At 73.7% G+C, this 12312-nt stretch carries 10 protein-coding genes; 3 read left to right on the forward strand and 7 right to left on the reverse strand.

Annotation, left to right across the window (positions count from 1 at the left end):
* Positions 1-40: 40 nt before the first annotated feature.
* From bla to ACIRPK_RS00185, 3 genes are all read right to left on the reverse strand, one after another.
* Positions 41-997 carry a class A beta-lactamase gene (bla, locus tag ACIRPK_RS00175; RefSeq protein ID WP_403030654.1) on the reverse strand — a complete coding sequence of 319 codons (957 nt, stop codon included), beginning with the start codon at positions 995-997 and terminating at the stop codon, positions 41-43.
* Between the two features lie 104 nt (positions 998-1101).
* Entirely contained in the window at positions 1102-2850 is a 1749-nt protein-coding gene (locus tag ACIRPK_RS00180) for a protein kinase (protein ID WP_403030656.1), read from the reverse strand.
* A 105-nt stretch (positions 2851-2955) separates the two neighbouring features.
* Positions 2956-3921, reverse strand: coding sequence for a hypothetical protein (locus tag ACIRPK_RS00185; RefSeq protein ID WP_403030658.1), 966 nt, complete (start codon positions 3919-3921; stop codon positions 2956-2958).
* 192 nt (positions 3922-4113) lie between these two features.
* On the opposite strand from ACIRPK_RS00185, the gene ACIRPK_RS00190 reads away from it, so the two are divergent.
* Positions 4114-5178, forward strand: coding sequence for an alpha/beta hydrolase (locus ACIRPK_RS00190; RefSeq protein WP_403030661.1), 1065 nt, complete (start codon positions 4114-4116; stop codon positions 5176-5178).
* Positions 5179-5193: 15 nt separating this feature from the next.
* Here ACIRPK_RS00190 and ACIRPK_RS00195 read toward each other — a convergent pair whose 3' ends face one another.
* Entirely contained in the window at positions 5194-7578 is a 2385-nt protein-coding gene (locus tag ACIRPK_RS00195) for a helix-turn-helix domain-containing protein (protein ID WP_403030664.1), read from the reverse strand.
* 171 nt (positions 7579-7749) lie between these two features.
* Here ACIRPK_RS00195 and ACIRPK_RS00200 point away from each other — a divergent pair, with 171 nt between their 5' ends.
* Positions 7750-7977, forward strand: coding sequence for a hypothetical protein (locus ACIRPK_RS00200; protein WP_403030667.1), 228 nt, complete (start codon positions 7750-7752; stop codon positions 7975-7977).
* Positions 7978-7998: 21 nt separating this feature from the next.
* Here the strand turns inward: ACIRPK_RS00200 and ACIRPK_RS00205 are convergent, their stop codons facing one another.
* Positions 7999-8781 (reverse strand): sporulation protein, encoded by a 783-nt coding sequence (locus ACIRPK_RS00205; protein ID WP_403030670.1) that lies wholly within the window; start codon positions 8779-8781, stop codon positions 7999-8001.
* A 208-nt stretch (positions 8782-8989) separates the two neighbouring features.
* Here ACIRPK_RS00205 and ACIRPK_RS00210 point away from each other — a divergent pair, with 208 nt between their 5' ends.
* On the forward strand, positions 8990-10195 hold the full coding sequence (locus ACIRPK_RS00210) for an MFS transporter (RefSeq protein ID WP_403030673.1): 1206 nt from the start codon (positions 8990-8992) through the stop codon (positions 10193-10195).
* 46 nt (positions 10196-10241) lie between these two features.
* Here ACIRPK_RS00210 and ACIRPK_RS00215 read toward each other — a convergent pair whose 3' ends face one another.
* A complete protein-coding gene (locus tag ACIRPK_RS00215) occupies positions 10242-11111 on the reverse strand; it encodes a hypothetical protein (RefSeq protein WP_403030676.1) in 870 nt (289 codons plus the stop codon).
* A 202-nt stretch (positions 11112-11313) separates the two neighbouring features.
* Positions 11314-12258, reverse strand: coding sequence for an RNA polymerase sigma factor SigJ (sigJ, locus tag ACIRPK_RS00220; protein ID WP_403030678.1), 945 nt, complete (start codon positions 12256-12258; stop codon positions 11314-11316).
* Positions 12259-12312: the final 54 nt, after the last annotated feature.

Raw genomic sequence — 12312 nt, forward strand, 5'->3', positions numbered from 1 at the left:
GGGTCGGGTGTGAAGCCCTCGCCCCCGTACCGCCGGAGGGTCAGGCCAGCGCTACCGCCAGCAGGGCGGCGGTGCGGGCGACCAGCGGCTCGTCCGCCTTGGCGGCGGCGTCCGGCTTGGTGGACAGGACGGCCAGCACGACGGGCCGGCGGTCCGGGGTCCAGGCGATGCCGACGTCGTTGGTGGTGCCGTACGACCCCGTGCCGGTCTTGTCGGCGAGCGCCCAGTCCTCGGGCAGCCCGGCGCGGAACCGGGCACCGCTGGTGGTGTTGGCGAGCAGCCACTCGGTCAACTGCCGTCGGTCCCGTGGCGCGAGCGCGTCCCCGAGCACCAGCTTCGCGTGGCTCCGCCCGATCGCGGCGGGGCTGGTGGTGTCCGTCACCCGCCCCGGTTCGGCGGTGTTCAGCTCGGGCTCCCAGCGGTCGAGCCGCGTCACGCCGTCGCCGATGGACCGGCAGAAACGGGTCACCGCCGTCGGGCCGCCGAGCTCGCGGAGCAGCAGGTTGTCGGCCGCGTTGTCACTGAAGTCGAGGGCGGCGGCGCAGAGTTCGGCGACGGTCATACCGTTCGCGAGGTGCTCCGGTGTGCCCGTGACCGGAGCGTAGCCGGAGTCCTTGACCTCCTGCTCGGTGTACCGGACGCGCTTGGCGAGGAACTCGCCGTTCCGGTCCAGGTCGCGCAGGACCGCGGCCGCCGTGATCGTCTTGTGCACCGAGCAGATCGGGAACAGTTCGTCGGCCCGGTAGGCCACCGTCCGGCCGGTGGCCGTGTTCCGGGCGAACACCCCCAGCCTGGCGCCGTGTTCCCGTTCCAGCTCGGCCAGTGCCCGGATCACCCGGTCCGCACCGGGTGACGTGCTGCCGACCGCTTGGGCCGACCCGCTCACGGGCACCGCGACGGCCAGCGCCGTCCCGGCTCCCACGGCCAGCACCGCACGACGGCTCGGGCGCCCTTCGAAGGTCCCCACGATTGCTTCCTCCTCCGTTGTGACGATCATCCTTCGGAGGAAAGGGACGCCTCGCCGCCTTGAGCGGTTCGCCGCCGTCCACCGGATTCACCGTAGACGCACCTTTGCACACGGAATCTGCGGAACACCGGGTCTCAGCGAGGCGCGAAGGTGTTGAGCACCGTGGCGAACTGCTGCCGCGTGGTGTTCCAGTCCCCCGGCGGGGAGGCCAGGTAGACGGCGTACTCCGTTCCGTCCGGGGCGACGAAGGCCTGGTCGGCCGCGTGCCGGGGGCCGCGCCTGGCGTCGGTCCAGGTGTACTCCCACAGGGCGCCCTCGGTGCCCCGGTAGACGTTCGACTGCAGGGTGATCCGCTGGTAGTCGGGCTGCCGGGCGGCGGTCAGTTCCAGCTCCAGGAAGTGCGCCTCGGGGCTCTGCGTCGCACCCGGGCCGACGCCGACCCGGAACAGGTGGAGCCCGCCGTCCGGCGAGTAGTCGATCTGGCCGCCGGTCTCGCTCCTGGTCCAGTTCAGCGGGACCGCGACCCGGAAGCCGGCCCGATCGTCCACCCAGCGGAACCCGGCGGGCGCGGGCTGCACCGGCTGCGCGGTCTGCCCGAGCGTGGTCGGCGAGGCCACGGTGGCGGTACTGACCGGGGGTTGGGAGGTCGGCGGCTGCGAGCTGGGCGCCTGGGTCTGGGTGGTCGGGGCCTGAGTCGGGGCCTGAGTCGGGGCCTGGGTCAACGGCGGTTGCGAGACCGGCGTAGTGGCCGCCGAGGAGGTGACGATCGCGGCCGGGGTCGGATTCGGCGAGCCGCTGTTGACCACCGCGAAGACCACGCCACCGGTGAGCAGCGCCGCCCCGACCGCCCCGCCGACGATCAGCAGGGACCGTCGCCGCCCGTCGCCGGCCGGGGCGGGCAGACCCGGCGCCGGGGTCGGCGGAGCGGAGACGGGCCCGGGCGTCGGGACGGGCGGGAGCGGCGGGACCGGTACGGGGATCGGGATCGGTGTCGGCGGAGTGGTCTGGGTCGGGGCGTGCGGCTGGGTCCGGCCGACACCCCACGCTCCGGACGCGGCGGCCTCGGCGAGCAGGCCCAACGCCTCTTCCGCCGTGGGGCGTTCGGCCGGGTCCTTGCGCAGCAGTGCCTCGATGACGGGGGCGAGCGCCCCCGCGTGCCGGGGCTCCGGGAGCGGGTCCGCGATCACCGCCTGGAGCGTGCCCATGGTCGTGGTGCGGTGGAACGGGGTCTGGCCCTCCACCGCCGCGTACAGGGTGGCACCCAGGGACCACAGGTCGGACTCGGGGCCGGGACGGTGGCCGCTGACCCGCTCCGGGGCGACGTAGTCCGGCGATCCGACGATGTCACCGGTCCGGGTGAGCCCGGGGGCGCCCTCCAGCAGGGCGATGCCGAAGTCGGTGAGCACCGCCCGGCCACCGCGTTCCAGCAGCACGTTGGCCGGTTTGACGTCCCGGTGCAGCACGCCGTGCCGGTGCGCCTGGTCGAGCGCCGCGAGCACCTGCTCGCCGACCCGGGCCGCGTCGCGCGGGAGCAGGGTGCCCTCCGAGTCGATCACCTCGGCCAGCGAACGGCCGTCGATCAGCTCCATCACGATCCACGGCCGACCGTCCTGCTCCAGCACGTCGTAGACCGTGATCACTCCGGGGTGCTTGATCTTCGCCGCCGCTCTGGCCTCCTGCTGCATCCGCGAGTTGAGCGTGGGCAGCTCGGCCTCGGGGATACCGCTGACGCTCAGTTCCTTGATCGCCACCGAGCGTTCCAGCTTGGTGTCCCGGGCCAGCCAGACGGTGCCCATTCCGCCGCGCCCGAGCTGCTCCTGCAACAGGTAGCGGCCGGCGATCAGCCGGTCGGCGTCGGACCTGCCGCCCTCCTGAGAACTCATGCCGAACCACCGTCCGTCCCCGATGGCGTCCCCGAGCCGCTCCCCCGGTCTCCCCCAGTCTCCCGCCGGACGGGCGCCGGCGCGCCCGGTGGCCGTCGGCCCCGGTCAGAGCCAGCCGCGCCGGGCCGCCTGGACGCCGGCCTGGAAGCGGGTGGTGGCTCCCAGCCCGGCCTGCAGGGCGGCGACCCGGCGGACCACGGTGCGGCGGCCCAGGCCGAGGCGGCGGGCGATCGCGTCGTCGGTGGCACCGCTGGCCATCAGCGAGAGGATCCGGCGGTCGCGGCCGTCGATCTGTGCGGCGGTGCCCGCCGCCGACACCGGCACGGCGAGCTTCCACAGGATCTCGAACACGTTGGACAGCGCCCGGAGCAGGCCGGACGGCCGGATCAGCAGGGCGACGACGCCGGGGCGGTGGTCGGCGTCCAGCGTCACGATCGCCAGGTCGTCGTCCCCGATGACGAGTTTCATCGGCAGCTCGGCCAGGGTCCTGGCCTGCTCGCCGGCCTCGATCATGCGCGCCATGTTGGGGCCGACCACCGGGTCAGCGAACGCGGCCTCGTAGTAGACGGTCCGATAGCCCACCCCGGCGGCCATCCGCTCACGCTGCAGGACCTCCTGCCGGAGGTAGTGCTCGGCGGAGCCGACGTACGGCGGCATGTCGATGACCCGCACCCGGTGCCGGGCGGCCTGCTGCAACTGCCGGACGGCGGCCAGCAGCCGGGCGGTGTCCTCGACCACCTCAAGGGCGCCGTAGCGACCCTCCTCCGTCCTGGCGAAGTGGTAGAGCCGTTCCAACTCGGCGCCGGCGCAGCGCAGATCGGCGTGCCGCAGGGCGTCCCGGTGCAGCACCGCGTCGACCACCTGCGCGGGCGGCAGCGCCTCCCAGGTACGGCCGGTCTGGTCCGCCGTCACGATGCTGCCCTCGGCGGCGAGTCGGTCCAGCGCCGCCCGGACGGCTGCCCCACTCAGACCGGTCCGGTCCGTCAGGGCGTCGGCGGCCGCGCGGGGGTGACCGACCAGCGCCCGGTAGACCCGGCCGCCGTCGGAGTCCGGATCCAGCGCGTCGGACACGGCACCCCCATCGTCGTCGCCCCCGGTCGGGTCGGCCCGCACAGGTTACCCGCCGGTTGGCCTGTATACGCCAATGGCCCAACTGGGCCGGGGCCCACGGTGGCGCCGCTCGGGACGCATGCGATCAGATGGTCATCGCCCGGCCCCCTGCGCGGGCCACCCAGCAGTCCACCCCACTCCGGAGGACCCTTGATGAGCTCACCACTGCCCGGCTGGCGCCTGCGGGCCAAGGCGGTCGTCGCCGCCGCGGCCCTCGCCGTGATCACACTGGCCGCGCCGTCCGCGCAGGCCGACCCTTCGGCCCCACCGGTCCTGACGGACGGTCAGGGTCTGACCCAGGTCGGCTCCACCGGGACGGCCACCGACTTCGTGGTCACCGTGACCACGGCCCAGGTCGCCAAGCCGCACCCCATCAAGATCATCCTGCCGGACGGCTACTGGTCGAACCCGACGAAGCGCTACCCGGTGCTGTACTTCCTGCACGGCTCACCGGACAGCCCGGTCAACCAGACCTACCCCGCCCTGCACAGCTCCTCGGTGATCACGGTCGTCCCGGACGGCGGTGCGCGCGGCTGGTACTCCAACTGGCGTGACCAGAACACCCCCGCCGGTGCGCAGAACTGGGAGACCTTCCACCTCGACCAGGTGATCCCGTTCATCGACGCCAACCTGCGCACCGTCGCGACCAAGCAGGGCCGCGCCGTCGCCGGCATCTCGATGGGCGGCTTCGGCGCCATGCACTACGCCCAGCGCCGCCCCGAACTGTTCAGCCAGGTCGGCTCGTTGTCGGGGGACATCGACCTGTCGGCGGCCTCGATGGACCTGCGGATGGCCGTGGTCGCCTCGCTGACCAACGCCCCCGGCGGCTTCTGCAGCTCAGGCGACTGCCAGGGCGCCTACACGCCCGCCGTGTCGAGCGACGCCCTGTTCGGCTCGCCCTACCCCGTGTTCAACATCGACCGGCTCTGGAACGAGGCCGACCCCGCCTCGCACGTGAGCAGGCTGGCGGGCATGGGCATCTCGATCTACACCGGCAGCGGCAACGGCAACCCGCTCAGCCCGGAGTTCTGGGTCGAGGGGGCGAACAAGCACGTCAAGGACTCGCTGGACGCACTCGGGCTGCCCTACTACTACGTGGCCTACGGCAACGGCGCGGGCTGGGGCACCCAGTGCAACGGTGACCACAACAGCGGCTGCTGGGCCCAGGACCTGGTGGACTACATGCCCCGGTTGGAGCGGGCCCTCGCCGCCGGCTGACCCGGCGTCCGACGGTCAGTCGGCCCACCCCTCGACGTTCCGCCGGAGCGTGGCCGGCGCGTAGCCGGCCTCGCTCCGGCGGAACAGCTGACCGAGGTGGTGCTGCAGCCGGATGTGGCGGAACTGGTAGACCGCGCCGGTCTGGCGGAGCACCCCGCGCCGGTAGGCGTCCTCCAGGAAGGCGGCCGTGTCCCAGGGCAGCCGGCCGGTCAGCGGCAGCCAGATCCGGGACAGGGTCACCCACTGGCCCCAGGCGGTGAAGGAGAGCGCGTACGAGAGCGCACCGCCGAGCCCGCCCACCGCTCCGATGAACAGCCCGTCGTCCAGCCCCCAGTTCAGCGGGCCGACCAGCGGCTGGAGCAGGCTGACGACGATCCGCCCGCCGAACGCGACCGTGAGGGTGAGCAGCGGTGCGAGCACCAGGGTCTGCCGCCGCACGGTGGCCCGGTTGGACGACAGCAGGCTGCCCGGGGTGGCCGCCGAGGCGATGTCCAGGGGTGCCTCCAGCGCGGCCAGCAGGCCGAAGACCAGCCCGGCACTCGACCCGAAGATCATGCCGAACGCCAGCATGTTGATCAGCGTGCCCTCGACCAGCTCCGCCGTGACCGGCAGCTCGATGAAGAACACCCGGTCCAGGGTCAGGGCGCACGCACACCCGACACCGATCACGAACCCGCCCAGCAGGACGGTCGTGAACCGGGCGGCGAAGGTCCGCAGCGGTCTGCGGCCGATCCCGTTGCCCGCGCCGGGCATCCGCAGCCGTACCTGGGTCGGCTCGAAGGCCCGGTGGCCGAACCTGCCGATGACCAGGTGCACGGCCCCGAAGGCCAGGCCGGCGGTCGGTCCCATCAGGGCGCCCACCAACAGCATGTCCCCCGAGGTGACCTGATAGGCGAACAGGCCCACCACCCAGCCGGACACCGCGACGCACAGGCCGGAGACCAGCACGACGGCCAGCAGGCGGGTCGAGCGCCCGAGCGAGTCGCCGATCCGCCACCAGGCCAGGTCCTGCTGCTCCCGGTCGGCCCGGGCCATGTGGTGGGCCAGGTAGCCGAGCCAGCGCTCGGCACGCGCCGGGTCCCAGTTCCGCGGCCGCCCCCGGTCGGCGCGGTCGGGGGCCCGGCGCCGGTAGACCGACGGCACGAAACCCGCCAGCAGGTGCTGTTCGAGGGCGTGCGCGGTGGGGAACCGTGCGGTGTCCAGCAGTTCCGCCGGATCCAGCTCGGGCGTCTCGCTGTACATCGTGCGGGCCAGCACCACCATCAGCGGGGTGCTCAGGACCCGGGCGAGGTTCACGCTCCCCCGGCTCGTTCCGCTGCGCAGTTCCTTCAGTACGAGGTCCCAGACCGCCCCGGGTCCGCCGGTGCCGTGCGCGGCCGGACGGGCGGTCCGCGGCAGGTAGGCCGCCAGGTCGTCCAGGGTCAGGTCGGTGAGTTCGACGCCCGCCGCCCAGAGCAGGGGTGCCCGGGCAGCGCTGACCGCGTCGGCGAACTCGTCCCGCCTGCTGGTCAGCACCAGCGGCATCGAGACACCGTTGAGCGCCTCCAGGGCCTCCTTGCGCAGGCCCTCGGCGATCTCGTCGAACCCGTCCAGCACCGGGAGGACCAGGTCGGCGTCGACCAGGGCCGCGGCCAGCGTCGAACCGCTGGGGACCCTGCGGGTCAGGTACGGGTGGTCCCGGAGCAGCCGGTCCACCAGCCAGTCCCGCAGCCCGTCGGCCGTCGGGTCCCAGGAGCCGATGCTGAAGATCACCGGCACCCGGTCGGCGGGGGCCGGGGCCGCCAGCTGGTCCAGTAGGAACCGGATCGTCAGGATCGACTTGCCCGAGCCGGCCCGGCCCAGGATCACCATCCGCCCGGACGGAACGCCCCGGTAGACCTCGGCCACGCCGCGCAGATCACCCGTCAGATCCATCCGGGGAGCACCGGCACCGGCCCCGGCCGGCAGGCGCTGGATGTTCTCCTCATGGTCCGTCAGGTCCGGGGGCGCCGTCCGCCACCGCACCGGCAGCGGGAACGGGTCCTGCACCCGGCGGTGCTCCTCCTCGCGCTGCCACCGGCGGCGTACCTCCCTGGCCAGTTCCTCGGCGGCCTCCGCGAGCGCTCCCCGGACGGGCGGCGGCGGGCCGGGAAGCGGTTCGGTGACCGGTACCGACGGGTCGGGGCCGGGTGCACCGGCGGCCCCCGCCAGCAGGGCCGCCAGGCGCTGCCGGTCCTCGGGCCCGACCTCCAGGGCGTCCGCCAACTGGTTCACGGTCCCCAGCCGGTGATCGGTGGCCGTGCCGGTCTCCAGCCGGCGGATGGTGCGGACGCTCAGCTTGGACCGCTCGGCCGCCTCCTCCTGCGTCAGCCCCGCCTCGGCCCTGAGCCTGCGCAGCAGCGTGCCCAACTGGTCTGTCACGTAGCCCCCTTCGCCCACGAACCCGGCCTCCGGAGAGCCTATCCGACCACCGGCCACAGCTGGCCGGTCCGCTGTCCTGTCCACCGGACGGCGAGGACCCCACGATCGGAACCGGCCCGGCCGGCACCGCCCGTCGGGGGCGGCATCCCGCGCAGGACAGGAGGAGTCGACATGGCTTACCGCTACTGGTGCGGCGAGTGCGGATTCCGGACCGGGTGGCTCACCGAGTCCCAGGTCGAGCGGCAGCAGACCGAGCACTACACCGCCAGGCACCCCGAGATCTTCCCCGGCGGCCAGGTCGAGACCGACCGCAGGAACCCGAACAGGGCCGTCGGCTGCGCCCAACTGGTGGGGCTCCTGGTGATGATCCTGATCCTGGCCGCCTCCTGCCGCCGCTAGGGGCTGTCGGCGGTGGTCGGGTCAGAGCCAGCCGCGGCGGCCGCCCACCGAGTGCAGCCACTGGTGCAGGTAGTCGGCCCAGTCGGTGCCGGCCGCCTCGCCGTGGGGGACGGTGAAGGAGCGGAAGGTGTCGGAGCCCTCGGTGAACAGGCCGCCGCGCTTGTCCATCTCCAGCACCACGTCCACCGCGTGCTCGTCCGCGACGAAGGACAGCTCGACCTGGGTCAGCCCCGGGTACTGCGGTGCGGCGAAGAACTCGATCTCCTGGTAGAACGGCAGCCGCTGACGGGTGTTCCGGATCTGACCACGCTCCAGGTCCGCGCCCTTGAAGCGGAACCCGAGCCGCCCGAAGCCGTCCAGGATGCCCTGCTGCACCGGCAGCGGGTGCACCGCGATCGGGTCCAGGTCACCGGCGTCGACCGCCCGGTCGATCGCCAGCTCGGTGTGCACGCCGAGCACCATGCCGCGCAGCTGCTGCCCGCCGACCGCCGTCACCGGGGTCTCGTACGGCACCTGGAAGGCGAACGGCACCACGTGCAGCGCGCCCTCCTTCAGCTCGAACGCCCCGCCCAGGCGGTGCTGTTGGAAGCGGATGTCCTGGTGGTGCTCGCTGTCGCCGCCCTCCACCTCCACCCGGGCCTGCAGGCCGAGGGTCAGCCCCTCGATCGTCTGGTCGACCTTGCCGCCCTGGATCCGGACCTCGCCGCGCAACGTGCCGCCGGGCAGCACGTTCGGGTCCGCGAGGACCGTCTCGACCGAGGCGCCCCCGGCGCCGAGCCCGGCCAGCAAACGCTTGAATCCCATCGCAGTTCCTTTCGTCGGCACAACACCGCTGATCAGGGTAGCGATGCCGGTCCGGACCCGCGACGGCCAGTCCCGGGGTGGCCCGACCCCGGCGGCGGACCTCCCGTCAGTTCGGTGCACCCGACGCACGGTTGCCCCGCAGGGATGCTAAAATCACGGTGTTGGCCTTCGGACGCGCCCGGGTGGTGGGTGCGCGGAGGCTTTTTTCATGTCCTCCCACACCTCTGCGCCCGTGGCGCCCGCCGTCACCGGCTACCGTGACCTGCTCCGCATCACCGAGTTCACCGGCCTGTACGCCGGTTTCGCCCTGACCGGCGCCGCCACCACCCTGTCGGGCTTCGCCCTCGGCACCCTGGTCAGCCGGCAGACCCACTCGCCGTTCCTGACGGCCGTGAGCATGTACGGCGCCACGTTCGCCGCCGTGCTCGGGGCGTTGACGCTGATGTCGGTGGCGGACGGCCGGCGCCCGCGCCGTACCCTCGTCGTGCTCCACTGCCTCACGCTGCTCGGCGTCGCCGCGCAGGCGATACCGGGGTTGCCGCTGGCCGGACGGTTCGGGCTGCTGCTGGTGCTGGGGTTCTTCCAGTCGCTGGGGACGGGCACCCGGCTGGGGCTGCTGGCCGAGGTGGTACCGGACTCGGCCTACGCGCCGGCCCGTTCGCTGATGAACATCACCTCGGGCGGGACGGCCGTGGTCGGATTCGCCCTCGGGGCCGCGCTGCTGCGGCAGCTGGGTCCCTACCAGGTCTTCGGTCTGGCCTCGGTCCTGACCGCGCTCGGACTGGTCACGGTGGCGGCCACCGTCCGGGAGCACTCGATCCGGCTGACCCGGCGCCCCGGGCTGCGGCGGACCTGGACCACCAACGTCGCGCTCTTCTCGTCCCCGGGGCAGCGGGTGCTGCTGGTGAACCTCTGGATCCCCAACGGCCTCGTGGTCGGCTGCGAGGCGCTGTTCCTCTCCTACGCGCCGGACCGGGCGGGCACCCTGCTGGCGGCCGGGTCGGCCGGCCTGCTGCTCGGCGACCTGGCCGTCGGCCGGCTGCTCACCGCCGAGCAGCGACGGCGCTCCGCCTTCGCCCTGCGGCTGCTGCTCGCCGTCCCGTACCTGCTGTTCGTGCTGCACCCGCCGACGGTGGTGCTGACGGTCGCGGTGTTCGTCGCGAGTGCCGGCTTCGCGGCCACCCTCCCGTTGCAGGAGCAGCTGCTGGCGCTCACCCCCGATCCGGTGCGCGGCCAGGTCCAGGGGGTCGAGTCGGCGGGCCGGATGACCTGGCAGGGGCTCGGTGCCGCACTCGCCGGCGGCGCCGCCCAGTACCTCGCCCCGGCTGCCGTGATCACGGTCGTCGCCGCGGTCTCGCTCGCCGTCACGGTGCTCTCCCGGCCGGCCGTGGAACGCGCCCGGCCGGCCCGCTGACGGATGGTCCGCCCGCCTGCCCGGGCGAGGGCGGGCGGACCGGACGTCACAGCACCGGGATGTCCACCTTCAGGACGAAGGCGTGCGGCACGGGGTCGGCCGGGGCCTCGTACGTCAGGGTGGCGGTGACCGTGCCGCCGTGCGGGGCGGAGGGGCTGATCCGGACGGCGAAGCCCCGGTTCAGCCAGGCCCAGGTGCTGCCGACGGAGTCCGGGCAGATCGCGGTCGTGCCGTCGACCGAGAACTCGCACGGCTGCGACTCCGGCGCCGAGCTCAGGAACGTCGATCCCGGCGGCAGTTGGGCGACCAGGCGGCCGCGCCACGGGTAGTCGGTGGACGGGCCGAGGTTGCGCTCCTCGACCTCGAAGTCGGCCGGGTTGCCCGGGGCGGCCGGCAGCGGCGGCCGGGCCAGTGAGAGGTAGGCGCCGGTGACCGGGGCGGAGATCTCCGAGGTCCAGGTGGCGAGGTTGTCGGCCGGGTTCTGCTCACCGTCCCAGCTGACCTCGGCGGTGCCGCCGGGGTAACTCTTGGGGCCCGGCAGGCCGCTGATGGTGCGTGAGCGCAGCTTGACGTAGCTGCACTGGTTCGGCTGGAGCCCCTGGGCGACCGGGAGCCGGATCCAGTTCCAGCCGCCGTCGGTGGCCTCGCCGGACTCCGGGGAGAGCTGCATGCCCTCGTCCGGCGGCCCGTTGACCACCAGGGTGGCCGGCGTCTGCGGCGTCTCGGTACCGTGGTTGCAGACCACCACGGTGAACGGCACGGTGGCGCCGGGCGGCGCGGCCGGGTCGGGCGCGGCGACCGTCACGGCCAGGTCGCGGGCGTACGGCGGAGCAGGCTGCGGGGACGGCGCGGCCAGGGCGGTGACGGGGACGAGAGCGGCCGTCAGCGCGACGGCCAGGGTGGCGGGGATCCGCATGGGGTCTCCATCAGGACGGGCGCGGGCGCCGCGGGTCGGCGTCCACGTTCGTCCACGAAGCTATGCCCGGCGGCCCACCCGGACCGTGCCGACGGCGCCGACCGGCGCCCGACCTTCGCCCTCCCGGGTGACCCGGGGCTGCCGATCGGGGCGACCCGGCCCGCCGCCAGGCACCGGCCCGCGCCCCGGACCTGGCACAGGGTCAGCTCGCGCCGTCCACGGTCCACGCGCCGAGCTTCTCCGGGTTGCGGACCGCCCAGATCCGGGCGACCCGGCCGTCGGCGATTCCGATGGCCGCCACGGTCACGGTGCTGCCCGAGTGCTGGGCGACCAGGCCGGGCAGGCCGTTGACGGTCCGTTCCAGCAAGGTCAGCCCGGGCGCCCGGTCGGCGATGGTGATCAGGTACCGGGCGATCCGCTCGCTGCCCTCGACCGGACGGAGGGCGGCACCGACCAGGCCGCCGCCGTCGGCCGTCATCGTGGCGTCCGGGGCCAGCAGGCCGACCAGGGCCCTGATGTCCCGGGCCTCCCACGCCTCCTTGAAGTGCCGTACCAGAACGGCCTGCCCGGCCGCCGGCACCGCCGGAACCCGCGCGTCGGCGACCCGGCGGCGGGCCGAGGAGGCCAGCTGCCGGCAGGCGGCCGGCGTCCGGCCGACGATCTCGGCGACCTCGCCGAAGGAGTAGCGGAAGACGTCGTGCAGGATGAACGCCACGCGCTCGGCCGGCGTCATCGACTCCAGGACGATCAGGAACGCCATGTTCACCGACTCGTCCAGGGTGTTCCGGTCGGCGGGGTCGGCGCCGTCGCCGCTCTCCCGGCCACTGAACCACTCCGTCCGGTCGGGCAGCGGCTCGGGCACCCACTCGCCGACGTACCGCTCCCGCCGGGCCCGGGCCGAGCCGAGCTGGTCCAGGCAGATCCGGCCGGCCACCGTGGTCAGCCAGGCACCGGGCGAGTCGATGGCCCGCTGCTGCGGCCCCGACATCGCGTACCAGCGGGCGTAGGTCTCCTGCACGGCGTCCTCGGCCTCGGCCAGCGAACCCAGCAGCCGGTAGGCGAGGTTGGTCAGGTGCCGCCGCTCGCCGACGATCACGCTCAGGTCCGGCTCCGGACGGTCGTGCCCTGCCTCGGTGGTGGTGCTCATGCTGCGACTGCTCCCCCGGCTCTGCTCGTCCGCCCCGGTTCCCGACGCCTCGCC

This window comes from Kitasatospora sp. NPDC101801 (assembly GCF_044766665.1).
Classification (GTDB): Bacteria; Actinomycetota; Actinomycetes; order Streptomycetales; family Streptomycetaceae; genus Kitasatospora.